At 68.0% G+C, this 24,496-nt stretch carries 24 protein-coding genes; 18 read left to right on the forward strand and 6 right to left on the reverse strand.

Translation table 11 applies throughout. The features are described 5' to 3' along the window. Positions 1-46 precede the first annotated feature (46 nt). The 5 genes from KDK82_RS20375 (at position 47) to KDK82_RS20395 (ending at position 5,295) form a co-directional block, all read left to right on the forward strand. On the forward strand, positions 47-520 hold the full coding sequence (locus KDK82_RS20375) for a MarR family winged helix-turn-helix transcriptional regulator (protein WP_012203283.1): 474 nt from the start codon (positions 47-49) through the stop codon (positions 518-520). Between the two features lie 254 nt (positions 521-774). Beyond that, positions 775-2,127, forward strand: a complete 1,353-nt coding sequence (locus KDK82_RS20380) for an MFS transporter (RefSeq protein ID WP_013804185.1) — start codon at positions 775-777, stop codon at positions 2,125-2,127. 30 nt (positions 2,128-2,157) lie between these two features. Beyond that, a complete protein-coding gene (locus KDK82_RS20385) occupies positions 2,158-3,246 on the forward strand; it encodes an aromatic ring-hydroxylating dioxygenase subunit alpha (protein ID WP_088166043.1) in 1,089 nt (362 codons plus the stop codon). A gap of 32 nt (positions 3,247-3,278) precedes the next feature. Continuing rightward, entirely contained in the window at positions 3,279-4,241 is a 963-nt protein-coding gene (locus KDK82_RS20390) for a PDR/VanB family oxidoreductase (RefSeq protein ID WP_088166044.1), read from the forward strand. A gap of 106 nt (positions 4,242-4,347) precedes the next feature. Next, positions 4,348-5,295: a 2-hydroxyacid dehydrogenase gene (locus KDK82_RS20395; RefSeq protein ID WP_088166045.1), complete on the forward strand. Its 948-nt coding sequence runs from the start codon at positions 4,348-4,350 to the stop codon at positions 5,293-5,295. An 8-nt stretch (positions 5,296-5,303) separates the two neighbouring features. Here KDK82_RS20395 and KDK82_RS20400 read toward each other — a convergent pair whose 3' ends face one another. Further along, positions 5,304-5,744 (reverse strand): hypothetical protein, encoded by a 441-nt coding sequence (locus KDK82_RS20400; protein ID WP_256974523.1) that lies wholly within the window; start codon positions 5,742-5,744, stop codon positions 5,304-5,306. Positions 5,745-5,860: 116 nt separating this feature from the next. Between KDK82_RS20400 and KDK82_RS20405 the strand changes: the two genes are divergently transcribed. Beyond that, on the forward strand, positions 5,861-6,517 hold the full coding sequence (locus tag KDK82_RS20405) for a TetR/AcrR family transcriptional regulator (RefSeq protein ID WP_088166047.1): 657 nt from the start codon (positions 5,861-5,863) through the stop codon (positions 6,515-6,517). A 156-nt stretch (positions 6,518-6,673) separates the two neighbouring features. On the opposite strand, the gene KDK82_RS20410 is transcribed toward KDK82_RS20405, so the two are convergent. From KDK82_RS20410 to KDK82_RS20420, 3 genes are read right to left on the reverse strand one after another with little or no spacing between them, the layout of a single operon-like run. After that, complete coding sequence (locus tag KDK82_RS20410) at positions 6,674-7,717, reverse strand: DctP family TRAP transporter solute-binding subunit (protein ID WP_088166048.1); 1,044 nt, start codon at positions 7,715-7,717, stop codon at positions 6,674-6,676. Positions 7,718-7,749: 32 nt separating this feature from the next. After that, entirely contained in the window at positions 7,750-9,048 is a 1,299-nt protein-coding gene (locus KDK82_RS20415) for a TRAP transporter large permease (RefSeq protein WP_012203291.1), read from the reverse strand. Then, entirely contained in the window at positions 9,045-9,590 is a 546-nt protein-coding gene (locus KDK82_RS20420) for a TRAP transporter small permease (protein ID WP_013804178.1), read from the reverse strand. Before KDK82_RS20420 ends, KDK82_RS20415 begins: the two co-directional genes overlap by 4 nt. 206 nt (positions 9,591-9,796) lie before the next feature. Here KDK82_RS20420 and KDK82_RS20425 point away from each other — a divergent pair, with 206 nt between their 5' ends. The 9 genes from KDK82_RS20425 to KDK82_RS20460 all read left to right on the forward strand — a co-directional run bounded on the left by KDK82_RS20425 (position 9,797) and on the right by KDK82_RS20460 (position 19,114). Then, positions 9,797-10,732: a LysR substrate-binding domain-containing protein gene (locus KDK82_RS20425; RefSeq protein ID WP_170962088.1), complete on the forward strand. Its 936-nt coding sequence runs from the start codon at positions 9,797-9,799 to the stop codon at positions 10,730-10,732. Between the two features lie 443 nt (positions 10,733-11,175). Continuing rightward, a complete protein-coding gene (locus KDK82_RS20430; RefSeq protein WP_013804177.1) occupies positions 11,176-12,075 on the forward strand; it encodes a transporter substrate-binding domain-containing protein in 900 nt (299 codons plus the stop codon). Between the two features lie 112 nt (positions 12,076-12,187). Further along, on the forward strand, positions 12,188-12,940 hold the full coding sequence (locus KDK82_RS20435) for an amino acid ABC transporter permease (protein ID WP_013804176.1): 753 nt from the start codon (positions 12,188-12,190) through the stop codon (positions 12,938-12,940). Position 12,941: 1 nt separating this feature from the next. After that, positions 12,942-13,613, forward strand: coding sequence for an amino acid ABC transporter permease (locus KDK82_RS20440; RefSeq protein WP_012203296.1), 672 nt, complete (start codon positions 12,942-12,944; stop codon positions 13,611-13,613). Positions 13,614-13,763: 150 nt separating this feature from the next. Beyond that, positions 13,764-14,501, forward strand: a complete 738-nt coding sequence (locus KDK82_RS20445) for an amino acid ABC transporter ATP-binding protein (RefSeq protein ID WP_012203297.1) — start codon at positions 13,764-13,766, stop codon at positions 14,499-14,501. A 189-nt stretch (positions 14,502-14,690) separates the two neighbouring features. Beyond that, on the forward strand, positions 14,691-14,822 hold the full coding sequence (locus tag KDK82_RS33265) for a hypothetical protein (RefSeq protein ID WP_256974524.1): 132 nt from the start codon (positions 14,691-14,693) through the stop codon (positions 14,820-14,822). Positions 14,823-14,837: 15 nt separating this feature from the next. After that, positions 14,838-15,302, forward strand: coding sequence for an RNA polymerase sigma factor (locus KDK82_RS20450; RefSeq protein WP_256974541.1), 465 nt, complete (start codon positions 14,838-14,840; stop codon positions 15,300-15,302). Then, positions 15,299-16,345 (forward strand): FecR domain-containing protein, encoded by a 1,047-nt coding sequence (locus KDK82_RS20455; RefSeq protein ID WP_088166049.1) that lies wholly within the window; start codon positions 15,299-15,301, stop codon positions 16,343-16,345. Before KDK82_RS20450 ends, KDK82_RS20455 begins: the two co-directional genes overlap by 4 nt. 360 nt (positions 16,346-16,705) lie before the next feature. Next, positions 16,706-19,114, forward strand: a complete 2,409-nt coding sequence (locus KDK82_RS20460) for a TonB-dependent siderophore receptor (protein ID WP_088166050.1) — start codon at positions 16,706-16,708, stop codon at positions 19,112-19,114. On the opposite strand, the gene KDK82_RS20465 is transcribed toward KDK82_RS20460, so the two are convergent. Continuing rightward, entirely contained in the window at positions 19,107-20,054 is a 948-nt protein-coding gene (locus KDK82_RS20465) for a MurR/RpiR family transcriptional regulator (protein ID WP_088166051.1), read from the reverse strand. The genes KDK82_RS20460 and KDK82_RS20465 overlap by 8 nt on opposite strands. 77 nt (positions 20,055-20,131) lie before the next feature. On the opposite strand from KDK82_RS20465, the gene KDK82_RS20470 reads away from it, so the two are divergent. The 3 genes from KDK82_RS20470 to KDK82_RS20480 all read left to right on the forward strand — a co-directional run bounded on the left by KDK82_RS20470 (position 20,132) and on the right by KDK82_RS20480 (position 23,452). After that, a complete protein-coding gene (locus KDK82_RS20470) occupies positions 20,132-21,316 on the forward strand; it encodes a M20 family metallopeptidase (protein WP_043819932.1) in 1,185 nt (394 codons plus the stop codon). A 14-nt stretch (positions 21,317-21,330) separates the two neighbouring features. After that, entirely contained in the window at positions 21,331-22,347 is a 1,017-nt protein-coding gene (locus KDK82_RS20475; RefSeq protein WP_088166052.1) for a tripartite tricarboxylate transporter substrate binding protein, read from the forward strand. Between the two features lie 76 nt (positions 22,348-22,423). Next, positions 22,424-23,452: a tripartite tricarboxylate transporter substrate binding protein gene (locus tag KDK82_RS20480; RefSeq protein ID WP_088166053.1), complete on the forward strand. Its 1,029-nt coding sequence runs from the start codon at positions 22,424-22,426 to the stop codon at positions 23,450-23,452. Positions 23,453-23,476: 24 nt separating this feature from the next. On the opposite strand, the gene KDK82_RS20485 is transcribed toward KDK82_RS20480, so the two are convergent. Next, on the reverse strand, positions 23,477-24,466 hold the full coding sequence (locus tag KDK82_RS20485) for a tripartite tricarboxylate transporter substrate binding protein (RefSeq protein WP_088166054.1): 990 nt from the start codon (positions 24,464-24,466) through the stop codon (positions 23,477-23,479). Between the last annotated feature and the right edge of the window lie 30 nt (positions 24,467-24,496).

Consider the following 24,496-nt stretch of genomic DNA (forward strand, 5'->3'; position numbering starts at 1 on the left):
ACCTCGGCGGGCTTCAACCCCAGGGCCGCAAGGCCTGCCGCCACCGATGGTCCACTCCGCCTCCGATCCGCTTTCCATCGACCTCTACGACCAGCCGGGCCACCTGATCCGGCGCGCGCAGCAGATCGCGGCGCAGCTGTTCCGCGATGTGCTGGGGCCGGACGTGACGCCCGTGCAGTACGCCATCCTGCGCATGCTGCAGGAAAAGCCGGGCATCGACCAGGTGACGCTGGCGCGGCTGGTGGCGCTGGACAACTCCACCACGGCCGACATCGCGGCGCGCCTGGAGGCCAAGGGCTGGGTGCTGCGCGAGATCCTGCCCCGGCGCCAGCGGCGCCTGACGCTCACGGCCGAGGGCGAGACCATGCTGGCCGGCTTCGTGCCCAATGTCCACGAACTGCACGAGCGCATGCTGGCCGCGCTCGAACCCCAAGAGCAGGCCGAGTTCAAGCGCCTGCTGCGCAAGTTCGTGCAGCTGCACGACGCACGCGACACCCTCGACGCTTCCTCATCCGACTGACGGCGGCCCGGCCGCGTCCGCGACCGAGTCTGCGCGGCCCCGCCTGATCGGGGAAATCCCGGTATCTGGCGCAGATTTTCATTCAGTAAACTGAATCACATTCAGCATACGTAATGATGTGCTGAGAACACAAGAAAGCTTCCACAGAGCTTCAACCCAAGGAGACCCACGATGACTGCCTCTACCCCTGTCCCATGGCTGCAGCGGCCTTGCGCCGCTGCATCGTCCAACTGCCCGTTGCGGGAGCTGCGGCCATGAGCGCCGACCTGCGTGCAAGCGTCGACCAGCGGCCCATGACGCGCTTCCAGTGGTCGGTCATAGCCCTGTGCATGGTGCTCAACATGATCGACGGCTTCGACGTCCTGGTCATGGCCTTCACGGCCTCGGCCGTGTCGGCGCACTGGCAGCTCAGCGGCGCCCAGCTGGGCTTTCTGCTCAGTGCAGGCCTGTTCGGCATGGCGGGCGGATCGCTGCTGATCGCGCCCTGGGCCGACCGGCTGGGCCGCCGGCCGCTGATCCTGGCCTGCCTGGCCCTCTCGGGCGTGGGCATGCTGGGCTCGGCCTTCAGCCACAGCGCCATCCAGCTTGCGGCGCTGCGCGTGCTCACGGGCCTGGGCGTGGGCGGCATCCTGGCCTGCAGCAACGTGATCGCCAGCGAATACGCCTCGCAGCGCTGGCGCAGCCTGGCCGTCACCCTGCAGTCCACGGGCTATGCGCTGGGCGCCAGCATTGGCGGCTCCATCGCGGTGTGGCTGCTGGGGCGCCATGACTGGCGCGCCGTCTTCCTCTTCGGCGGCTGCGTGACGCTGGGCGTGCTGGTCCTGGCCTGGTGGCGACTGCCCGAATCCATGGACTTCCTGCTGGCGCGGCGCCCGGCCGGCGCGCTGCAGCGGCTCAACGCCCTGGTCGGCCGGCTGGGCCTGCCCACGCTGGTGGCGCTGCCGCCTGCCGCGCCCGCATCGGCGGGGCCGGTGCGGCGGGGCCCGCTGCAGCTGTTTGCGCCGGGCCTGCGCCGGCCCACGCTGCTGGTCTGGCTGTCGTTCTTCGCGGTGATGTTCGGCTTTTACTTCGTCATGAGCTGGACGCCCAAGCTGCTCGCCGCCTCGGGCCTCACGCCCGAGCAGGGCGTGACCGGCGGCGTGCTGCTGAGCCTGGGCGGCATCCTGGGCGCCACCTTGCTGGGCCTGCTGGCGGCGCGCTATCCCGTGCACCGCGCACTGGCCGGCTTCATGCTGGCCACGGCCGTGCTGCTGTGCTTCATCGTGAGCAATCCGGGCTCGCTGCTGCTGTCGTACGCGCTGGCCTTCCTGATCGGCGTCTTCGTCAACGGCTGCGTGGCGGGGCTCTATGCCATCGCGCCCATGGTCTATGGCGGCGAGGTGCGCGTGACCGGCGTGGGCTGGGGCATAGGCATAGGGCGCATCGGCGCCATCGTCTCGCCCATGGTCGCGGGCTCGCTGCTCGACGCCTCCTGGTCTGCCAGCCAGCTGTACGTGGGTTATGGCGCGGCCTTCGTGTTCGCGGCCTGCATCGTGTCGCTGCACCGGCTGCAAGGGCCCGAAGCCGGCAGGCCCGCAGCCACGGGCCGCACGCTGTCGGCGCATTGAGCGCGGCTTGCAGACAAGAAGGAGAACCCCATGACCGAATGCACCACCATTGCACCTGCCTCCACGCCCGCCCCCATGCCCGCCTTCCCGCTGGACCAGTGGTATGTCGCCGGCTTTGCCTGGGAGCTGCAGGACGCGCCGCTGGCCCGCACCCTGCTGGGCCGGCCCGTCGTGCTGTTTCGCACGCCCGATGGCAGCGTCGCCGCGCTGGAAGACCGCTGCTGCCACCGCGAGCTGCCGCTGTCTTGCGGCACGGTGGAGGCGCGCGGCCTGCGCTGCGGCTACCACGGCCTGCTGTTCGACCGCGCCGGCCAGTGCCTGGAGATTCCGGGCCAGCAGCGCATACCGCCCAAGGCCTGCGTCAAGTCCTTCGACCTGCGCGAACGTGACCAGATCCTCTGGATCTGGATGGGCGCCACGCCCGATTCCGTGCCCGCGCAGGAGCCGCCCGCCTATCCCGTGCACGGGGATGCGCGCTACCGCTTCGGCGGCGATGTCTACCACTACGACGCGCCCTACCAGCTCATCCACGACAACCTGCTGGACCTCAGCCACCTGGGCTATGTGCACCTCAAGACCATTGGCGGCAATGCCGGCGTCCACATGAATGCCGAGCTCAAGGTCCGCCAGGAGGGCGACAGCGTCACCGTGCTGCGCTGGATGCCCGACTCCGACCCGCCGCCCACCTATGCGGCGGCCTGGCCGTTCGCGGGCCGCATCGACCGCTGGCAAGAGGTGGAGTTCCACCCCTCGCATGTGCGCATCTGGACCGGTGCCATGGACGCAGGCAGCGGGCAGCTCGACGATCCGCAGCGCGAAGGCTTTCACATGCGGGGCTTTCACGGCGTGACGCCGGAGACCGAGCATTCGGCCCACTACTTCTGGACCATTGCCACCAACCCGCACCCCGAAATGCAGGACACCACGCGCCTGGTCATCGACCAGACGGCCGCCACCTTCGAGGAGGACAAGGTCGTCATCGAGGCCCAGTTCCGCAACCAGCAGCGCTTTGGCGCGCGCCCCGTCATCGACATCCATGTGGACGCAGGCCCCAACCGCGCGCGCCGCGTCATCCACCGGCTGCGCGAGGCCAGCGCCCAGGCGCTGGCGGCGGCCTGATTTTCCGAACCCCTCCATTCCCACGTTTCCCCATGCAAGCCAACCCCATCCTTCAGGTGCGCGTCGCGCGCAAATGCGCCGAGGCGCAGGACATCTGCAGCCTTGAACTCGTGCCGCTGGACGGCGAAAGCCTGCCCGCCTTCACGGCCGGCTCCCACATCGACCTGCACCTGCCCGGCGGGCTGGTGCGCCAGTACTCGCTGTGCAACGACCCGCAGGACACGGGCCGCTACGTGGTCGGCGTGCTGCGCGAGGCCGCCTCGCGCGGCGGTTCGGCCGCCGTGCACGAACAGGTGCAGGAAGGCCAGCAGATCGCCATCGGCGCGCCGCGCAACCACTTCGCGCTGCATGCAGACGGCCCTGCGCGGCATCTGCTGCTGGCCGGCGGCATAGGCATCACGCCCGTGCTGGCCATGGCGCGCCAGCTGGCGCGCGAGGGTGCCGATTTCGAACTGCACTACTGCGCGCGTTCGCGCGAGCGCATGGCCTTCACGGCCCTGCTGCAGTCCATGCCCTGGGCCGACCGCGTGCATCTGCATGTGGACGGCGAGAGCGCGCTCGACATGGCGCAACTGCTCGGCGCCCCGCAGGCGGGCCTGCACCTGTATGTCTGCGGCCCGCGCGGCTTCATGGACGCGGCGCTGGGCCATGCCCGCGCGTCGGGCTGGGGCGAGGACCGCCTGCACTACGAGTTCTTCGCGGGCGAGGCCGTGCAGCGCGAGGGCGATGCCGGGTTCGAGATCGAGATCGCAAGCACCGGCCAGGTGGTGCGCGTGGCGCCGGAGCAGACCGTGGTCCAGGCGCTGGCCGGCATCGGCGTGGAGGTGCAGACCTCGTGCGAGCAGGGCGTGTGCGGCACCTGCCTCACGCGTGTGCTCTCGGGCGAGCCCGAGCACCGCGACATGTACCTCACCGAAGACGAACAGGCCGCCTGCGACCAGTTCCTGCCCTGCTGCTCGCGCGCGAAATCCGCCCGGCTGGTGCTGGACCTGTAGGGCGGCACCGCGCAGGGCCCCTGGCGGGTGGACAATGGGTTTCCCCTTGCCCACAGCCCGTTGAAGCCGCTGATTTCCCCGCGGCAGCGGGCGCCGCTCTTTCGCCATGCAACCTGCCCTGCTTGTCCTGAACTTCAACGCCGAAGGCCATCTGCGCCAGATGGCCCAGGCCTTTCCCTCCTTCGACCTGCTCTACGCGCCCGACGCCAGCCAATGCGAGGCGGCTCTCGCCGAGCACGGCGCACGCATCCAGGCCGTGCTGACCATCGGCTCCATCGGCCTGTCGGCCGCCCAGATGAAGCGCATGCCGGCCCTCAGGCTGGTCTGCGCGCTGGGCGCGGGCTACGAGAACATCGATGTCGCCCATGCGCAGGCCCACGGCATTGCCGTGGGCAATGGCGCGGGCACCAATGACGACTGCGTGGCCGACCACGCCATGGGCCTGCTGATCGCCTCCGTGCGTGGTCTGGTGCGCCTGGACCGCGCCACGCGCGACGGCGTCTGGCGCACCGCCATGCCGCTGCCGCCCAATGTCTCGCACAAGCGCCTGGGCATCCTGGGCATGGGCGCCATCGGCGCCAAGATCGCCCAGCGCGCGCTGGGCTTCGAGATGGAGATCGGCTACCACAACCGCAGCCAGCGCAGCGAGCTGCCCCACCGCTACTTCGGCGACCTGCTGTCCCTGGCGCAATGGGCCGATGTGCTGCTGGTCGCCACGCCGGGCGGCCCGGGCACGCGCCACCTCATCAACACGCAGGTGCTGGATGCGCTGGGCCCGCAGGGCCATCTGGTCAATATCGCGCGCGGCAGCGTGGTCGATACCGCCGCCCTGGCCGCCGCCGTGCGCGAAGGCCGCCTTGCCGGCGCGGGCCTGGATGTCTACGAAAGCGAACCCGCACCCCCGGCCGAACTGCTGGACCTGGACGCCGTGGTGCTCACCCCCCATGTGGGCGGCTGGTCGCCCGAAGCCGTGCAGGCCTCGGTGGACCGCTTCATCGCCAACATGCGCTGCCACCTGGAAGGCCGCCCGCTGGTCTCGCCGGTCACGGCCTGAGGCCGGATTCAGCCCTGTGCCATCCCGGCAGCTGCTGCCAGGTGCAGCAGCCCCATGACCAGGCAGATGGCCGAGGACACATGCCAGAAGCGGTCGCTGTTGTCCGGAAAGCGTGGTTTCAGCCACGGAAAGGCCACGGCCCGCGCCACCAGCACCAGGCCGGCCCCGGCCAGCACCGGGCGCATGAAGGGCAGGGGACTCAGCAGGCCCGCGCCTGCCAGCGCATACCCCGCCAGCAGCGACAGCACCACGCCGATGGCCGCCGACACCAGCGGCGGATACCAGTGCCCCGCCTCGGCCATGCGCGCCATGCGCTCGCCGGCACCCATGAGCCGCAGCCCACGTCCCCCCCAGACGATGCAGGCGAAGTGGGCCAGCGCGGCCGCCGTGTCGAACAGGGCGGCGGCCAGGGCCAGCAGTTGCACGCCCTTCACGGCAGGGCTTCCCACGCGCCGGTGTGCTGATGTTTCTTCATGGTGTATTCCTTGGGGTTTGCTGCAATGGCCGGCCACTGTAGTGCTTAAACTCCGGGCAGAAAACTCGCCTTGTGCTCAGGTTTTGCCGCATGCCCTCCCATACCTCCGCTACCACTGAATCCCAGAGAAGAAGACAGCCCGTACAGGCCCGTGCGCAGCGCACGCTGCAGGCCATTCTTCAGGCAGCAGCTCAGATTCTGGTCAAGGAGGGCGAAGCCGCGCTCACCACCAACCGCATTGCCGAGCGCGCAGGCGTCTCCATTGGCACGCTCTACCAGTACTTTCCCGACAAGCAGGCTGTCTTCCGCGCCATGGTCGATGGCCAGCGCCGTGCGGCCGTCGCGGCCATCGAGACCTGGCTGGAGCAGGCGTCGGAGCAGGGCCTGCTGCGCGAGGCCGTGGCGCGCGGCGTGGTCGCCTGCATCGTCGAGGGCTTTGCGGGCCGCACGCCTGCGCGGCGCAAGCTGGCGCGCTTTGCCTGGCGCCAGGATGGCGATGAGCGCATTGCCCTGTCCATGCGCGAGACCGCCGAGCGCATGGCCGCCCACCTGCAGCGCTGGGGCGGCCCCTCACTGTCCTATGCGCGCCTTTACGTGGCCACGCGGGCCGTGCTGGGCACGGTGCGCTTCGCCTCGTTGGAGGCTTCGCCGCTGATCGCCTCGGGTGCACTGGAGGAGCTGCTGTGCGAGATGGGGACAGACATGTTGCTGGGTGGCGTGCAGGGCGCCAGCGCTGCTGCCTCATAGAGGCTGTTCCATTCGCCGAGGCCATCATGGGGCATGGCGTTCGTTGATGGCGTGCCGGAGGCCCGGGCCGTTCCTGCGCAGCAGGATGGCGAAAAAAAGGCCCCGCAGAGCGGGGCCTTTTGCTTCTACCGGAGTGTGCGATCAACCGATAGCATTCTAACGAGTTCGCGCGGCAATGGCTTTCTCCGCCACATCCACCAGGTCGGTGCCGACCTGCTGCTTCCACTTGTCGTAGACGGGGCGCGTGGCCTTGACGAAGGCTTCGCGTTCGGCAGGCGTGAGCTGGGTCACGGTCACGCCGTTGGCGGCCAGGTCCTTGAGCAGCGGCTTGTCGGCCTCGATCATGCCCTTGCGCGCGATCACGATCTGCTCCTTGGCGGCGTCCACGGCGGCCTGGCGCACGATGTCCTGGTCTTCCTTGGTCCAGGTGCCCCAGATGTCCTTGTTGACCACGAAGATCAGCGGATCGTTGATGTAGCCCCACAGCGTCAGATGCTTCTGGCCCACGGACTGCAGCTTGGCGGCCATGTAGACCGAGACGGGGTTCTCCTGGCCGTCCACGGCGCCGCTGGCCATGGCGGGCTGGGCATCGGCCCAGCTCATCTGCGTGGGGTTGGCGCCCAGCGCGGTGAAGGTGTCCAGGAACAGCGGCGAGCCCACGACGCGGATCTTCAGGCCCTTGAGGTCGGCAGGGGTCTTGATGGCGTGCTTGGAGTTGCTGATCTCGCGGTAGCCGTTCTCGCCCCAGGCCAGCGGCACCACGCCGGCCTTTTCCAGGCGCTGGAACAGGCGCTTGCCGGGCTCGCCATGCGTGAGCGCGTCGGCAGCGGCGTAGTCGGGCATGAGGAAGGGCAGGGCGAACAGGTTCAGCTCCTTGATCTGGGGCGACCAGTTCAGCGTGGAGCCCACGGCCATGTCGATCACGCCCTGGCGCAGCGCGCTGAATTCGCGCGTCTGGTCGCCCTGGATCAGGGACACGCCCGGGTAGAGCTTGATGTTGATGCGGCCGTTGGTGCGCTCGCGCACCTTGTTGGCCCAGATCTCGCCGCCCTTGCCCCAGGGAAAGGCCGTGCCCAGCACCAGCGACATGCGGTACTCGCTTTTGTACTTGGCCTGGGCATGGGCCATCAGGGGCGCAGAAGACAGGGCCAGGGCCGCTGCTGCGGCCAGGCCGCTGGCGAGGAAGCTGCGAAGTTTCATTGCGAAGGTCTCCTTGTTGAATTTTTGGGAAATCAGTAGCCCAGACGGGCGGGCAGCCACAGGGCGAGCTGCGGGAAGGCGATCACGGCGATCATCACCAGGAACATGGCCAACAGCATGGGGCCGACCCAGCGCACGGTGGACTCCATGCGCACGCCCGCGATGCGGCAGGACACCATCAGGTTCACGGCCAGCGGCGGCGTGAACTGGCCCAGCGCCACCTTGAGCGTGAGGATGACGCCGAACCACACCGGGTCCCAGTTGTAGTGCTGCATGATCGGCAGCAGCAGCGGCACGAAGATCAGGAAGATGGAGATGCCGTCCAGGAACATGCCCACGGTGATCAGCAGCAGGATCAGCAGCGCCATCACGCCGTACTCGCCCAGGCCCGAGTCCACGATGGCCTTGGCCACCGGGTCGATCACGCCCAGCGTGGACAGTGAGAACGCGAAGATGCCGGCCAGCGACACCACCAGCAGGATCACGGCCGACAGCTCGCCGGCCTCGCGCAGGATGGGGTAGAGGTCGCGCAGCGTGATGGTGCGGTGGATCACCATGCCCACGAACAGGCCGTAGAACACGGCCACCACGGCGGCCTCGGTGGGGGTGAACCAGCCGGCTCGCATGCCGCCCAGGATCAGCACCGGAGCGGCCAGGCCCCAGGAGGCCTCCCGCAGGCTGCGCCAGAACGGCGGGCGCGGCATGGACGATTCCAGCGCACCCATCTTGTGCTTGCGCGACATCCACACGGCAGGAATGATCAGCGCCACGCCGGCCAGGATGCCGGGGATCATGCCGGCCGCAAACAGCGCCGGCACCGAGGCGCCGGGCACCAGCACCGAGTAGATGATGAAGGCCACGGACGGCGGGATCAGGATGTCGGTGGCCGCAGCCGCGCCCACCACGCTGGCCGAGAAGCTGCCGGGATAGCCGGCGCGGCTCATGGCCGCGATCATCACGCCGCCCACGGCGGCGGCATTGGCCGGACCCGAGCCCGAGATGCCGCCCAGGAACATGGCCACGGCAATCGCCACCAGGGGCAGCATGCCGGGGCCGCGGCCCACGATGGCCACGGCGAAGTTCACCAGGCGCAGCGCCACGCCAGAGCGGTCGAAGATCGAGCCCACGAGCACGAACATCGGAATCGCCAGCAGCGGGTACTTGCCCAGGCCCGCATAGAAGTTCTGCGGCACGGCCAGCAGGCCGTACCACTGCGTGTCGGGGCTGGCCAGCGCGATGGCGGCGGCGCCCGCCAGGCCCAGGGCCGCACCGATCGGCACGCCCAGGAACATCAGGCCCAGGAAGGCGATGAAGAGCAGGGTTGCGATCATTGCGCCTTCTCCCCGGTGCTGTCATCGAAGGCGCCAGGGCGGCCCTGGCGCTGGAACAGCTGCAGCGCGCGCACCGTGATCAGGGCCGAGCAAATCGGCAGCCACATCGAATACCACCACTGCGGCACGCCGATACCGGGCGAGGTTTCCTCGAAACGGTAGTCGTCCCAGACCACGCGCACGCTCAGTGCGGCGATCACGGCGAACAGCAGGGCCACCATCAGCGTGCCGAAGCGCGCCAGGCGCTTCCTGCGCAGGGCGCTGCCGCCTTCGGCGAAGTACTCGATGCGGATATGGGCGTTGCGCGCCACGGCCGCCGAGCCCGCGACCATGGCCAGCAGGATCATCAGGAAGACCGAGATTTCCTCGGTCCAGGCGAAGGAGGAGGAGGTGAAGTAGCGCACCAGCACATTGGCGAAGGTGATCAGGGCCAGCAGGGCCATGATCACCACGGTGAGCCAGTCCTCGATGCGCAGCGAACGCGGCTCGTCCGGCTGCGAAGGCGTCTCAGCGGCGCCGTTTTCGGTGGGAGGGGATGACATGGACGCGGGGAGTCAGAAAATTACACATGGCGGGGCAGATGCAGTCACTGAGCTTCCTCGGCGTCGTGTGCCGGGGGCCGTGAGGAAAAAATGTCACATTGGGTAAATGCGGCGCAGCGCCATTATGTGCGCATCCATGCGGTGTGCCAGAGGGACCATCCCTGCCCTGTCAGGCACCCGTCACGGCCCGGCGGATAATGGCGGGCATGGAAACCAAATGGCTAGAAGATTTCGTCAGCCTGGCTGAAACACGCAGTTTCAGCCGCTCCGCCCAACTGCGGCATGTGACGCAACCTGCGTTCTCGCGCCGCATCCAGGCACTGGAGGCCTGGGCCGGCACCGACCTTGTGGACCGCAGCTCCTACCCGACCCGGCTCACGCCGGCCGGCAAGACCATGTATGACCAGGCGCTGGAGATGCTGCAGTCGCTGCAGAGCACGCGCACCATGCTGCGTGCCCACGTCAGCGCGGGCAAGGGCATGGTGGGTTTTGCGGTGCCGCACACGCTGGCCTTCACCTTCTTCCCGAACTGGGTCTCCAGCGTGCAGGCCAAGTTCGGGCCGTTCCGCAGCCGGCTGTTCGCGCTCAACGTGCATGACGCCGTGATGCGCCTGGTCGAAGGCGGCTGCGACCTGCTGATCGCCTACTTCCATCCGTCCCAGCCCTTCCAGCTTGACCCGGCGCGCTACGAGATGGTCAGCCTGGGCCATGAGGTGCTCGCCCCCTACGCCAAGCCCGACGCCGACGGCCTGCCGCTGCACCAGTTGCCGGGCCGCCAGGGCCAGCCGCTGCCTTATCTGGGCTATGCGCCCGGCGCCTACCTGGGCCGGGTGACGGAGCTCATCCTCAAGGAAGCGGCCGAGGCAGTGCACCTGGAACGCGTCTACGAGACCGACATGGCCGAAGGCCTCAAGGCGATGGCGCTGGAAGGCCATGGCGTCGCGTTCTTGCCGTTCAGCGCCGTGCGCAACGAGCTGGAGGCCGGGCGCCTGGTCAGCGCCGCGCCTGCGGGCGACAACGGTTTTCGCATGGACATGGAAGTGCGCGCCTACCGTGAAAAACCCGCCAGCAAGGACGCGCCCCAGGGCGTGGCCGGCGCGCTGTGGAACTTCCTGCTGGAGCAGGGCGAGACCATCGGCTGACACGCCAAACGGCACGCATCAGGAAAAAAGGGGCTCTCGCAGCCCCTTTTTGCTGCACGTTGGTGCATGCGGGTGCCCGGCAAGAGCCCGACTTGGTGCACGGGTTATGCCTAGGGTAAACACCTATTATGCATGGCATGCATAAGGGCTTTTGCAAACGGCATTGGCTGTGCCACCGGCCCTGGCATTAGAGTGCGCGCACAGCAACCACGCCGTGTGCAGGACGGCCGGTGCGCTGGATCGGGCAAAAAACGCGTGCCATGGCACGGCAGTTGCTTACCTGAATCCGGCTGACGTGCTGGAAAGCCCTAGCACGTGTCGGTGCTCCAGCACCGTGCGTGATTGCACAATATGTGTCACATCGTTGATAGTTCGAGCCAGCCCACAAGGCGACTCGACCGTTCTCATCAAGACCGTTTTCGTTCTCATCTCAGGAGACCCGTATGAAGAAGCATTTGTTGGCCATCGCCGTGACCGCCCTGGCTGCAGGCAGCGCTTTCGCGCAGGCTGGTGACACCCTGGCCAAGATCAAGTCCTCCGGCGCCGTGACGCTGGGCGTGCGTGAATCCTCCGGCCTGGGCTACACGCTGGGCAATGGCAAGTACGTGGGCTTCCACACCGAGATGGGCGAGCGCGTGCTGGCCGACATCCAGAAGGAACTGGGCCTGGCCAAGCTGGACATCAAGTACCAGCCCGTCACCTCGCAAAACCGCATCCCCCTGGTGACCAATGGCACCGTGGACATCGAGTGCGGCTCCACCACCAACAGCCAGGCCCGCCAAAAGGATGTGGCCTTCGCCGTGACCACCTACGTGGAAGAAGTGCGCATCGCCGTCAAGGGCAACTCCGGCATCACCGGCATCAAGGACCTGAACGGCAAGACCATCGTCACGACGACGGGCACCACCTCGGTGCAGACCCTGCGCAAGAACAAGCGCGCCGACGGCCTGACCTTCAAGGAAGTCATGGGCAAGGACCACGCCGACAGCTTCCTGATGCTGGAAACCGGCCGTGCCGACGCCTTCATCATGGACGGCTCCATCCTGGCCGCCAACATCTCCAAGTCCAAGGCACCTGCCGACTACAAGATCGTCGGCGAAACCCTGTCGGTCGAACCCATCGCCTGCATGCTGCGCAAGGACGACCCTGCCTTCAAGAAGGCCGTGGACGACTCCATCAAGCGCCAGATCGCCGACGGCTCGCTGGCCAAGCTCTATGACAAGTGGTTCATGCAGCCGATTCCCCCGGTCAACGTGAAGGTCGGCCTGCCACTGTCCGACGCCACCAAGGACGCATGGGCCCACCCCAACGACAAGCCCATGGAGTCGTACGAAGTCAAGTAAGCACCAGCTGAATGCCGCCCCTTCTGCCATGCGGTTGGAAGGGGCGTTTTTTGTTGCGTCGCCGGTTTTTCTGCCGGCACGCATTTCGTGTTTTGAATGAAGGGGTGCTCCTATGAGTTGGGATTGGCAGGTGTTCTGCCAGGACACCATTACCCAAGAGGTCGGTCAAAGCTGCTTCGGCAAGAACGGCGATATCACCTACCTCGACTGGATGCTGTCGGCCTGGGGCTGGACCATTTCCGTGTCGCTGCTGTCGCTGTTGATCGCACTGGTCGTCGGATCGCTGATCGGCACGCTGCGCACTTTGGAGGGCCGGCCGTGGATCGTGCGGCTGGGCAATGCCTGGGTGGAGCTGTTTCGCAATATTCCGCTGCTGGTCCACATCTTCATGTGGTACCACGTGGTTCCGTCCTTTGTTCCTGCGCTGAAGTCGCTGCCGGGCTTCGTGCTCGTGGTGCTGGCGCTGGGTTTCTTCACCTCGGCGCGTATCGCCGAGCAGGTGCGTTCGGGCATCCAGGCGCTGCCGCGCGGCCAGCGCTATGCGGGCATGGCGATGGGTTTCACCACGTTCCAGTACTACCGCTACGTGCTGCTGCCTATGGCGTTCCGCATCATCATCCCGCCGCTGACCAGCGAGACCATGAACGTGTTCAAGAACTCGTCCGTGGCCTTCGCCGTGTCCGTGGCCGAGCTGACCATGTTCGCCATGCAGGCGCAGGAAGAGACTTCGCGCGGCATCGAGATCTATCTGGCCGTCACCGGCCTGTATGTGGTTTCCGCCTTTGCCATCAACCGCATCATGGCCTTCATCGAGAAGCGTTCGCGCGTCCCGGGCCTGATCGCTGCCAGCGGCGGAGGACACTGACATGAACCTGCAAATCGACTGGTCGTTCTTCACCTGGGACCTGTTCAGCAACTTCGTGCTGAAGGGCCTGTACTTCAGCCTGACGCTGACCGTCATCGCCACCATCGGCGGCGTGCTCTTCGGCACCGTGCTGGCGCTGATGCGCCTGTCCGGCAAGAAGTGGCTTGATGTGCCCGCCACGCTCTACGTCAACGGCATGCGCTCCGTGCCGCTGGTGATGGTGATCCTGTGGTTCTTCCTGCTGATGCCGCTGATCATCGGTCGGCCCATCGGCGCCGAGGTCTCGGCCATCATCACCTTCATCGCCTTCGAGGCGGCCTACTTCAGCGAGATCATGCGCGCGGGCATCCAGTCCATCCCGCGCGGCCAGGTCTCCGCGGGCCAGGCCATGGGCATGACCTACGGCCAGAACATGCGCCTCGTGGTCCTGCCCCAGGCCTTCCGCAACATGCTGCCGGTGCTGCTCACGCAGACCATCATCCTGTTCCAGGACACCTCGCTGGTCTATGCCATCGGTGCCTACGACATGCTCAAGGGCTTCGAAGTGGCGGGCAAGAACTATGGCCGTCCCATCGAATCCTATCTGGCCGCTGGCGTGACCTACTTCGTGCTGTGCTACTCGCTCTCGTGGGCAGTCAAGCGCCTGCACAAAAAGATTGCCATCATTCGATGACACACCACCCCCTGAGTCGCTTCGCGCCTTCCCCCTTGAAGGGGGACGACGGCCTTGGCTGCGGGGCGGCCCTTGCTGGCCGTCCCGCCACCATGACCGCGCCCCTTGTCGGCGCGGCGATGGACAACTGACACGAGTCGGAGTGAACCAATGATTGAACTCAAGAACGTTTCCAAGTGGTACGGCAGCTTCCAGGTGCTGACCGACTGCTCCACCAACATCCAGAAGGGTGAGGTCGTGGTGGTCTGCGGCCCTTCGGGCTCGGGCAAGTCCACGCTGATCAAGACCATCAACGCGCTGGAGCCCTTCCAGAAGGGCGAGATCTTCGTGGACGGCGTGGCCGTGCACGATCCCAAGACCAACCTGCCTCAGCTGCGCAGCCGCGTGGGCATGGTGTTCCAGCACTTCGAGCTGTTCCCCCACCTGTCGGTGACCGAGAACCTGACCATCGCCCAGATCAAGGTGCTGGGTCGCAGCCCGGACGATGCCAAGAAGCGTGGCCTCAAGATGCTGGACCGCGTGGGCCTGACGGCGCACAAGGACAAGTTCCCGGGCCAGCTGTCGGGTGGCCAGCAGCAGCGCGTGGCCATTGCGCGCGCGCTGTCCATGGACCCCATCGTGATGCTGTTCGACGAACCCACCTCCGCGCTGGACCCCGAAATGGTCGGCGAAGTGCTGGACGTGATGATCGGCCTGGCCAACGAAGGCATGACCATGATGTGCGTGACCCACGAAATGGGCTTCGCACGCAAGGTGGCCAGCCGCGTGATCTTCATGGACGTGGGCGGCAAGATCCTGGAGGACTGCTCCAAGGACGAATTCTTCGGCAACCCCGAAGCACGCCAGCCGCGCACCAAGGAATTTCTCAACAAGATCCTGCAGCACTGAACCGGTGCGGCCCTTGCGGGCACGGCAATCAAGGGGCGCTTCGGCGCCCTTTTTTTGTGGCCAAGGCGAGCTGATGATGAGAATCGTTCTCGATACAATCGCCGGCTCAGCTGTTTGCATCGTGCTCCAGATTCCGCCCCCATTACCCCGCCGCCGGACAACTTCCACGTCCGCCGTGCCATGCCTGCCATGAAGCGCGACGACGCCCCGGGAGAGCCCGGTGGCCATTCCCGCAGTCTCTACACCCGCTGGCGCAAGCCACTGCAGCGCATGCTGGCGCGGTACTTCAAGAGCCCGGCCGATATCGAGGATGCCTCCTAGGAGGTCTTCGTGCGCATGCTGTCGGCCGACAAGTGCCTGCCCGTGGACGAAGAGCGGCCCTATCTGCATCAGGTCGTGCGCAGCGTGGCGGCCTTCGCGCACCGCACGACACCGCAGCAGGCCGGTGTGCGGCTGGTGTCCGTGGAGGATTGCCGCGACGAGGTCGAGTCCCTGCCGGCCCGCGACAGAGCCGATCATGCGCTGGACGATGAGCGCCGCCAGCGCCTGGCCCGGCTGCGCGATGCCCTGAACGAGCTGCCCGAGCGCCAGCGCCAGGCCTTCGTGCTTCACCGCGTGCAGGAACTGACGCTGGAGCAGACGGCCGAGCGCATGGACATCACCGTGCGCATGGTCTCGCGCCACCTGAGCCGGGCACTGTCCTATTGCGAGATCCGCGTACGCTACGCCAGCGCCGAGCAAATGCGTGCCCTGCTGCGCGCAGACGAGCAGCGGCCGGGCGCCGCAGAGAACACACGATGAGCAACGAACTTCCCCCGGGCGTTTCGCCGCAGGAGCTGGTGGGGCTGCATGACAGGGCGGCCGACTGGTTCGTGCGCCGCCAGCAGCCGGACTGGACGGGCGCCGATGAGCGCGCGCTGGATGCGTGGCTGGGCGCCAACCCGCTGCACCGCAGCATCTTCGAAGGCATGTCGCGCCACTGGCATGGCGCGCCACAGCTCAGGGAACTGTTTCCCGATGAGTTTGGCGCAGCGGTGCCGCCCGCCGCGCCTGCCGTCTGCGCTGCACCAGCGGCCGCGCCGCCGCGCCAGCGCGTTCATGCCCGCTGGCCCGGCCGCCCTGCAGCAGCCCTGTCCGTGCTGGCGGTGGTCTCGCTGCTGGCCTGGGGTGGCTGGTACCGCTGGGATCACACGCCGGGCTATACGCTGCAGGCCCGCACGGCGCCCGGGCAGACGCAGAGCATCGAGCTGCCCGATGGCTCGCGCGTGGACCTCAACGTGGACAGCGAACTTCAGGTGCGCTACTACCCGCGCCGCCGCGAGGTGGTGCTGGATCGGGGCGAGGCCTTCTTCGAGGTCACGCCCGGCCCGGACCGGCCCTTCACCGTGGACTCCGGCGCCAGCCGCGTCCGGGTGGTGGGCACCGCGTTCAATGTGCGCGCCGGGCCGCCGCGGCTGGTGGTGAAGGTGCTGGAGGGCAAGGTGCAGCTGCGGCCCGAGCGGGAGCGGGCCGGGGGCGATGTCCTGCTGCTGGCGGCAGGCGCGGGCGTGGCTGTGGACAGCGCCGGCCGGCACAGCTCCGTGGTGGCCGATGCGGACAGCGTGGGCGACTGGCGCACGGGCCAGGTGCGCTTCAGCGGCACGCCGCTGGCGGAGGTGGCGCAGGAGCTGTCGCGCTATCTGGGTGCGCCCGTGGAGCTGGGCGACGAGTCGCTGGGCCGCCTGCGTGTCTCGGGCCTGCTGGCCACGGCCGCGCCCGAGCGCTTTGTGCGCGCGCTGCCTGCCTTGATTGCGGTACGCGTGCAGCCGCGCAGCGGCGGAGGGTGGCTGATCGTGCGGGGATGAATCGAAGGTTGAGAAACAATTTGTTTCAAACTGACGGCCAACCCCAGGTTCCAGCTTTGCACCGGTCTTGGCTTCTATAGGGGCAGGGGCGTGGATTTTCCAGGCCCGCACGGCTGCCAGCCAAGGACCACCGAGGGCGCTCGTCCCTCACGCCCCAGCCAACGGCCGCAACACCTGACGCGCATGCGCGGGTGGGCTGGAATGGCTTGTCCGACGCGGTTCCTGATCGCCCGCGACGGCTGCCTGCAGCCTGCCCGTCGCGTGCCCGTGCAACGGCACAGCAACGGAGTGGCAATGAGAGCGCAAGAAGCAGCAGGCAGGGAATTCGCAGGCAGGGGCATACATGCCCGACACAGGAACATGAAGGAGCAGGGCGCCGGCCCGCAGGCCAGTCCGCGCCTGCTGGCGTGGCTGGTGGCCGGTGCCGTGGCCGGCATGGGCGCCGCGCCGTCCGCCCGTGCGCAACAGCTTCAGCAGCCGGCCGCCTCTTCACCGATGCCGTCATCCGGACAGCGCCTGGCCTTTGACCAGCCGGCGCAGCCGCTGATCAACGCGCTGCGAGCCTTTGGCCGCCAGGCCCAGTTCCAGGTGCTGTACGACGAAGCCGTGCTGGGCGGCCGCCAGGCGCCGGCCCTCCAAGGCAGCTTCACGCCGCAGGAGGCCATGGACCGGCTGTTGGCTGGCACCGGTGTGACCGCGCACAGCACCGAGCAGGGCACGTTCACGCTGCGCAAGGCGCCTGCGCCGCAGCCTCAGCCGTCGGCGGGCACCACGCTGTCCACGGTCAACGTGACATCGCAGCGCATGGCCGCGCCGGGCAGCTACGTGGGCAGCGGCAGGAGCGCCAGCACCAAGCTGGACACGCCGCTGATCGAGACGCCGCGCTCCATCTCCATCGTCACCCAGGAGCAGCTGCAGAACCAGGCGCCCAAGAGCATCGAGCAGGCCCTGTCGTACACGGCCGGCGTGTCCACCGAAGTCACGGGCGCGGACCTGCGCATGACGGGCGCCATCATCCGGGGTTTCAGCGATGGCAGCTCCTACTACAAGGACGGCCTGCGGCAGTTTTCAGCCGGCACCTATGGTTCGTGGAACGACGAGATCGACGAGCTGGACAGCATCGAGGTCATCAAGGGCCCGGCCTCCGTGCTCTTTGGCCAGGGGCGGCCGGGCGGCGTGATCAACGTGGTCTCCAAGAAACCCGAGGCCGACCATTTGAACAGCGTGGGCCTGTCCTATGGCCGCTACCAGCGCGCCCAGGCCACGGCCGATCTGGGCGGCGCGCTGGATGCCTCGGGCGACCTGCTGTACCGGCTCAACCTCAAGGCGCGTGACAGCGACGGACGCACCGTGGGCTCGCGCGATGACCGCATCTCCATCGCGCCCTCGCTGCGCTGGAACCTCTCCGGCCGCACCCACCTGACCGTGCTGGGCAGCTATTCGCGCGAGCGCGGCACGCCCAAGTCCTGGTGGCCCAGCCTGTTCACCTACCCGCAGATCAAGGACCTGCCCGCGCACCTGACGGCCGGCGACCCGTCCTTCGACCGCTTCGACCGCGACACGCGATCGCTGGGCTACGAGTTCTCGCACCAGACCGACAGCGGCTGGCAGCTCACGCAGAATCTGCGCTACTCCACCATCGACATCGATTACCGCCACATCTACGCCATGGACGTGCTGGCCGACGGCCGAAGCGTCTCGCGCGCCAGCCTGGCCCAGCGCACCAAGGGCCGCACGCTGGCGCTGGACACCCGCCTGCAGAAGGACCTGCGCTGGGGCGGGCTGCAGCACCGGATGGCCTTCGGCATGGACCATGTGAAGTACAGGGAGCGCGGCGGCCTGGGCTTTGGCTGGGATGTGCCCGACCTGGACATGCTCGACCCCGCCTATGGCCAGTCCATCGCCTATCCAGAGCTGGAGGACAGCCGCACGGACCTGCGCCAGACCGGCATCTACACGCTCAACCAGTTCAAGTGGGACCGCTGGGTGGCCAATCTCAGCCTGCGCCATGACCAGGCGCGCACCACGCAGAACAGCAGCACCCAGCCGCGCATGAGCGACAGCGCCACCACCGGCAGCGCGGGCCTGCTCTACCTGTTCGACAGCGGCTGGGCGCCCTATGCGAGCTACGCGACCTCCTTCGATCCGGTCACGGGCCTGCAGTACGACGGCAATCCGTTCGAGCCCCGGCGCGGCAAGCAGTACGAGGCGGGCGTGAAGTACCAGCCTCCGGGAAGCACCTCGCTGATCACGGCCTCGGTCTTCGACCTGCGCCAGACCAACGTCACCACGCTGGACCCTGACCACCCGCGCTTCAGCATCCAGACGGGCGAGGTGCGCTCCACGGGGCTGGAGCTGGAAGGCCGCTTCGCGCTCACGCGCGAGCTGAACGCGCTGGCCAGCTACACCTACCTGGACCCGCGCACCACGCAGAGCAACCGGCCCGCCGAAATCGGCCGCCAGACCATACAGACCACACGCCACATGGCCAGCCTGTGGCTGGACTACCGACCGCGCGCGGTGCCGGGCCTGATGGTGGCCGGCGGCCTGCGCTACAAGGGTCGCTCTCCCTACAACGTGGCAGCGGACGGCACGCTGAACATCAACGACTCCGCCACACTGGCCGACCTGGCGCTGGCCTACGAGACGCCGCAGTACCGCATCGCGCTGAACATCAACAACCTGTTCAACCGCAAGTACTTCGCAGGCATCTTCCGCGGCGTGGATCGCGAGGCCACGCTGAGCTTCAAGTACTACTGGTCTATGTAGAAGACCTGCGCGCGGGTGGCTTGCGCGCGGCGCGAGCCGGCCCGCGCGGCTCGGGCGTCCTGATCAGCTGGTGGTTGAACTCCTTCCACAGCGCGTCGCGCCGGGCCAGGGCCTCGGACACATCCTTGTGGCGCAGCTGGGCCACGGCCGATACCAGGGCGTTGCACAGGTAGAAGGCCGCCGTGTAGGAGTGAAAGGGCGAGGCATTGGCCGTGCGTACCTGCAGCCAGTGGTGGGCCACGGTGGCCAGCGGCGCGGCGGGGCTGTCGGTGAGGGCCAGCACCTGGGCGCCGGCGTCGGCAAAGCGCTGCGCTATCTCGAAGGTGCCGCGCGAATATTGGCTGACGCTGAAGGCCAGCAGCGTGTCCGAGGGGCCGATCCACAGCAGCTGGTCGGCCGGCGCGATGGCTCCGGCATCCAGCTCCTGCACGCCGGGGCGGCACATGTTCAGGTGCAGGGCCAGCCAGGCGGATACCGGCGAGCTGTTGAGCTGGGCCAGCACGAACACCCGGCCCTCGCTCTGGGCCAGCTTGCGGGCCATGGCCTCGAAGGCCGCCATGTCCAGCCCCTCGCGCGTGGCCTGGATGTTGTGCTGGTCGTGCAGCAGCGCATCGTCCACGCATTCGCTCAGGCTGCGCTGCGCGCCCAGCAGCACGGGCGCGCGCTGGGCGGCCGTCTGCAGCAGCGCCGTCACCTCGCCGCGCGCCTCGCGCTGGGCCTCGGCATAGCTGGCATAGCCGAGCTTGGCGAACAGGCGCACCACGGTCGAGGCGCTGGTGCCCGTGTGCGCGGCCAGCGCCGTGGCCGACTCCAGCAGCGCATGCGGGTAGTTGCTGCCCAGGGTCTGGGCCAGCGTCAGCTCGCTGGCCGTCAGCTCCGCGCCCTGCTGCGCCAGGCGCTGCGGCAGCAGCAGTGCGGCTTTTTGCAATGGTGATTTCATATTTTTCTTGTATATGCAACGTGTGTTGCAAAATAGGGGGTCGCGTGCAACACTGCATGCACTCTGGAGATTCCACCATGCACGATACCCTCGAACAAAGCCGCGTGCAGCAGCGCGCGAGACTGCTGGACTGGCTGGGCGGCCAGCAGCAGGCCATGCAAGACCTGTTGCACAGGATTGTCGATATCGACAGCGGCAGCCGCGATGAAGCCGGCATCCTGGCCGTGGCCCAGGCGCTGCGCGAGCGGCTGGAGGCGGCCGGCGTGGCCGTGCGTTTCGAGGACGTGCCCGGCTACGGCGTGCTGCTGCATGCCGATGTCGCCGGTCCCGACGGGGACGGCCCGGCCGAAGGCGCACCCATCTATCTGATGGGCCATATGGACACCGTCTTCCCGGCGGGCACCGTGGCGCGCCGCCCCTTCCGCGTGGAAGAGGGCAGGGCCTACGGTCCCGGCGTGGCCGACATGAAGTCGGGCCTGGTGCTCAACGTCTTCGTGGCCGAGGCCTTTGCGCGCTGCGGCGGCCTGGGCGCGCCGCTCAAGCTGTTCTTCTCGTGCGACGAGGAGATCGGCTCGCCCGCCACGCGCCAGACCATCATGGACACGGTGCGCGGCGCGCGCGCCGTCTTCAATGCCGAGCCCGGCCGCGTCAGCGGCAACCTGGTGACCAGCCGCAAGGGATCGATGGCCGTGGAGTTCGAGGTGCAGGGCGTGGCCGCCCATGCGGGCATCAACCACGCGGCCGGCGCCAGCGCGCTGGAGGCCATGGCGCGCAAGCTGCTGGCCCTGCATGCGCTGACCGATCCTGCCACGGGCACGACCACCAATGTGGGCGTGCTGCAGGGCGGCATCGTGCCGAACATGGTGGCGCCCCACGCCAAGGCCGAGCTCGATGTGCGCTACACGGCCCAGACCGATCCCGATGCGCTGATGGAGCGCATCCGCGCCATCGTGGAGGAAGAATCCGTGCCCCGCACCCAGGGCCGCGTCACCGCCGTGCGCCGCACCCTGCCCATGGCGCCCACGCCCGATGCGCTGCTGCAGCTGTACCGGCGCGGCGCGCAGTCGCTGGGCTTCGACGTGCAGGGCGAGTTCACGGGCGGCGCGGCCGACAGCGGCCTGACCGCCTCGGTGGGCGTGCCCACGCTGTGCGCCACCGGCCCCGTGGGCGGCCATCCCCATACCGAGCGCGAGTACTGCGAGCTGGCCACCTTCGTGCCGCGTGCGCAGGCCGTGGCCCTCGCCATCTTTGATCACCCCTGATTGCGCTGATACCCATGAAAAACCTGTCCGTGAACCCCTCCCTGAACACCCGCCGCAAGCTGCTGGGCGCAGGCCTTGGCCTGGCGGGCCTGTCCGCGCTGGCGCCGCTGGCCGCACGCGCCGATGACAAGTACCCCTCGCGCCCGATCACACTGGTCGTGCCGTTTCCGCCCGGCGGTTCGGTGGACATCATGGGCCGCCAGTACGCAGAGCCCCTGTCGCGCATCCTCGGCGCGCCCATCGTGGTGGAGAACCGGCCCGGCGCGGGCGGCTCGGTGGCCACGCAGTACGTGTCGCGCGCCAAGCCGGACGGCTACACCCTGGTCGTGTCCTCGCAGAGCAGCCACCTGGCCAATCCGCTGACCCAGCCCAAGGTGGGCTACGACCCCATCAAGGACTTCGAGAACATTGCCATCCTGGGCCGCCAGCCCAATGCGCTGATGGTGCATTCCAGCCTGCCCGTGAAGAACTTCCAGGAGTTCATCGAGTACGTGAAAAAGCGCCCCGGCCAGGTCAACTACGGCAGCGCCGGCATCGGCAGCATGGGCCAGCTCAATGTGGAAATGCTCAAGGCCGCCACGGGCATCTTTGCCACGCACATCCCCTACCGTGGCGGCTCGCCGCTGGTCACGGCCGCTATCGGCAACGAGGTGCAGTTCATCCTCGACAACCTGGTCTTCATGCTGCCCCACGTGCAGTCGGGCAAGGTGCGCGCCCTGGTCGTGGCCTCGGAGCAGCGCCTGCCCATGCTGCCCGACGTGCCCACCATGGCCGAGGTCGGCTATCCCCAGCTCAACATGAGTTCCTGGACCGGCATTGCGGCGCCTGCGGGCACGCCCGACGCCATCGTCCAGACGCTGTACAAGGCCATCCGCCAGGCGGCCACGGCGCCGGCCATGGTGGCCAGCCTCAAGGAGCGCGGCGTGGTCGCGCCCGAGGAGATGAGCCCCGCCGCCTTCGAGAAGATGATGGCCGAGCGCCTGAAGCTCTTCGGCGAGGTGGTGCGCAAGGCCCATATCGTGGCCGAGTAAGCAGGGCACGCCCAGGGTGCCCCCAGGGCGCCCCGGATGGCCGGGCGCAGCCGACGTATTTCCATAAGGAGGAGACATGAGCATGACCCCTATCGCCCGCCAGGCTGCCAGCCACCCTTCCCGCCGCCGCGTGCTCGGCGCGGGGCTGGGCCTGGGTGTGCTGGCGCCGCTTGCGGCGCTGGCCGCCGAAGGCAAGGCCGCCGGCTACCCCACGCGCCAGATCAGCTTCATCGTGCCGTTTCCGGCCGGTGGCTCGGTGGACGCCATGGCGCGCCAGTACGCCGAGCCCATGGCGCGCATCCTGGGCGTGCCCATCGTGGTGGAGAACCGGCCCGGCGCGGGCGGCTCGGTGGCTGCGCTGGCCGTGGCGCGCGCCAAGCCGGACGGCTACACCCTGGTCGTGTCCTCGCAGAGCAGCCACCTGGCCAATCCGCTGACCCAGCCCAAGGTGGGCTACGACCCCATCAAGGACTTCGAGAACATCGCCATCCTGGGCCGCCTGCCCAATGTGCTGGTCGTGCCCGCGAGCCTGCCCATCCGCAGCTTTGCGGAGTTCATCGCCTATGCCAAAAAGCACCCTGGCCAGCTCAACTACGGCAGCGGCGGCACGGGCAGCATGGGTCAGCTCAACATGGAGATGTTCAAGGCCGATGCGGGCCTGGACATCACCCATGTTCCCTACCGGGGCGGCACGCTGCTGGTCACCTCGGTGCTGGCGGGCGAGGTGCAGGTGTTCTTCGACAACCTCATCTCCATGCTGCCCCACATCCAGGCAGGCAAGGTGCGCGCCCTGGCCGTGGCCTCCGAGCAGCGCGTGGCGCAGCTGCCCGATGTGCCCACGCTGGCCGAGGTTGGCTACCCGCAGCTGAACATGAGCTCATGGACCGGCTTGGCCGCGCCGGCCGGCACGCCCGCGCCCGTGGTGCAGGCCCTCTTCAAGGCCGTGCGCCAGGCCGCCACGGCGCCGGCCATGGTGGCCAGCCTGCAGGACCGGGGCGTGACCCCGCCCGAGGAAATGAGCCCCGCCGCCTTCGAGGCCATGATGTCCGACCGCCTCCAGCGCTTTGGCGAGGTGGTGCGCAGGACGGGCATCGTGGCCGAGTGAGCCTGGCCCGCCAAGGGCCTGCCCTCAGTCCAGCTGCACACCCACCTCGCGCACCAGCCGGCCCCAGTCCGCCAGGTCCTGGCGCAGCGTGTCGGCGAATTGCGCGGGCGTGGTCCGGGGCAGATCGGTCAGGTTGAGCTCGCCCAGCTTTTTGGCCGTGGCCGGGTCCTGCAGCAACTGGTTGATGGCGGCGTTGAGCTTGTCCACGATGGGCTGCGGCGTTTTGGCGGGCGCGAAGACGCCGTACCAGGAATAGTTGTGGAACGGGTAGCCCGCCTCGGTCAGGCTGGGCAGGTCCGGCTGGCTGGGAATGCGCTTGTCGCCGCTGTGTGCGATGGCGCGCACGCGGCCCGCACGCACCAGTTCCACGGTGGAAGAGGTGTCTGCAAACGCCGCCTGCACCTGCCCGCCCAGCAGGCCCTGCACACAGGGGCTGCTGCCCTTGTAGGGCACATGCTGCATCTGCAGGCCGGCCTGCTTGAGCAGGAATTCCATGGTCAGGTGCCCGCCCGAGCCCTGGCCCCAGGAGCAATAGCTGAGCTGGCCGGGCCGGGCGCGCACATGCTCCACGAACTCCTTGAGCGAATGCACGGGCAGATCGCGCGAGACCAGCAGCAGATTGCCCGCGCGCCCTATCTGCGCAATGGGGGCGAAGTCCTTGATCGGGTCATACGGAACCTTGCGGTAGAGGCTGGGATTCACGGCCATGGACGCCGTGTAGGTGAACAGCAGCCGGTCGCCGTCCGGCGCACTGCGCGCGGCCTGCTCCACGCCGACCAGGCCGTTGGCGCCGGGCCGGTTGTCCACCACGAAGGGCTGCTTGAGCAGCCGGGTCAGGCCTTCGGCAAACACCCGCGCGATGGTGTCCGTGCCGCCGGCGGCGGCCGTGGGCACGATCAGCGTGACGGGGCGGGCGGGGTAGTTGCCGGCATCCTGTGCCGGCTGGGCGTGGCCTGTGCAGGCCATGGCCAGCAGCAGTGCCAGGGCCATGCCGTGCTTCTTCATCGTCTTCATGCACTTGTCTCCTTGTGTCGCCTTGTGTCG

This window comes from Delftia sp. K82, from assembly GCF_002193035.1.
Classification (GTDB): Bacteria; Pseudomonadota; Gammaproteobacteria; order Burkholderiales; family Burkholderiaceae_C; genus Comamonas; species Comamonas acidovorans.

Coding starts and splice junctions, on each gene's coding strand:
- KDK82_RS20460 (WP_088166050.1), top strand. CDS start 16,706: ATGAAGGAGCAGGGCGCCGGCCCGCAGGCCAGTCCGCGCCTGCTGGCG.
- KDK82_RS20450 (WP_256974541.1), top strand. CDS start 14,838: ATGCTGTCGGCCGACAAGTGCCTGCCCGTGGACGAAGAGCGGCCCTAT.
- KDK82_RS20480 (WP_088166053.1), top strand. CDS start 22,424: ATGAGCATGACCCCTATCGCCCGCCAGGCTGCCAGCCACCCTTCCCGC.
- KDK82_RS20465 (WP_088166051.1), bottom strand. CDS start 20,054: ATGAAATCACCATTGCAAAAAGCCGCACTGCTGCTGCCGCAGCGCCTG.
- KDK82_RS20385 (WP_088166043.1), top strand. CDS start 2,158: ATGACCGAATGCACCACCATTGCACCTGCCTCCACGCCCGCCCCCATG.
- KDK82_RS20425 (WP_170962088.1), top strand. CDS start 9,797: ATGGAAACCAAATGGCTAGAAGATTTCGTCAGCCTGGCTGAAACACGC.
- KDK82_RS20455 (WP_088166049.1), top strand. CDS start 15,299: ATGAGCAACGAACTTCCCCCGGGCGTTTCGCCGCAGGAGCTGGTGGGG.
- KDK82_RS20410 (WP_088166048.1), bottom strand. CDS start 7,717: ATGAAACTTCGCAGCTTCCTCGCCAGCGGCCTGGCCGCAGCAGCGGCC.
- KDK82_RS20380 (WP_013804185.1), top strand. CDS start 775: ATGAGCGCCGACCTGCGTGCAAGCGTCGACCAGCGGCCCATGACGCGC.
- KDK82_RS20375 (WP_012203283.1), top strand. CDS start 47: ATGGTCCACTCCGCCTCCGATCCGCTTTCCATCGACCTCTACGACCAG.
- KDK82_RS20485 (WP_088166054.1), bottom strand. CDS start 24,466: ATGAAGACGATGAAGAAGCACGGCATGGCCCTGGCACTGCTGCTGGCC.
- KDK82_RS33265 (WP_256974524.1), top strand. CDS start 14,691: ATGAAGCGCGACGACGCCCCGGGAGAGCCCGGTGGCCATTCCCGCAGT.
- KDK82_RS20390 (WP_088166044.1), top strand. CDS start 3,279: ATGCAAGCCAACCCCATCCTTCAGGTGCGCGTCGCGCGCAAATGCGCC.
- KDK82_RS20475 (WP_088166052.1), top strand. CDS start 21,331: ATGAAAAACCTGTCCGTGAACCCCTCCCTGAACACCCGCCGCAAGCTG.
- KDK82_RS20440 (WP_012203296.1), top strand. CDS start 12,942: ATGAACCTGCAAATCGACTGGTCGTTCTTCACCTGGGACCTGTTCAGC.
- KDK82_RS20405 (WP_088166047.1), top strand. CDS start 5,861: ATGCCCTCCCATACCTCCGCTACCACTGAATCCCAGAGAAGAAGACAG.
- KDK82_RS20470 (WP_043819932.1), top strand. CDS start 20,132: ATGCACGATACCCTCGAACAAAGCCGCGTGCAGCAGCGCGCGAGACTG.
- KDK82_RS20445 (WP_012203297.1), top strand. CDS start 13,764: ATGATTGAACTCAAGAACGTTTCCAAGTGGTACGGCAGCTTCCAGGTG.
- KDK82_RS20420 (WP_013804178.1), bottom strand. CDS start 9,590: ATGTCATCCCCTCCCACCGAAAACGGCGCCGCTGAGACGCCTTCGCAG.
- KDK82_RS20430 (WP_013804177.1), top strand. CDS start 11,176: ATGAAGAAGCATTTGTTGGCCATCGCCGTGACCGCCCTGGCTGCAGGC.
- KDK82_RS20395 (WP_088166045.1), top strand. CDS start 4,348: ATGCAACCTGCCCTGCTTGTCCTGAACTTCAACGCCGAAGGCCATCTG.
- KDK82_RS20415 (WP_012203291.1), bottom strand. CDS start 9,048: ATGATCGCAACCCTGCTCTTCATCGCCTTCCTGGGCCTGATGTTCCTG.
- KDK82_RS20435 (WP_013804176.1), top strand. CDS start 12,188: ATGAGTTGGGATTGGCAGGTGTTCTGCCAGGACACCATTACCCAAGAG.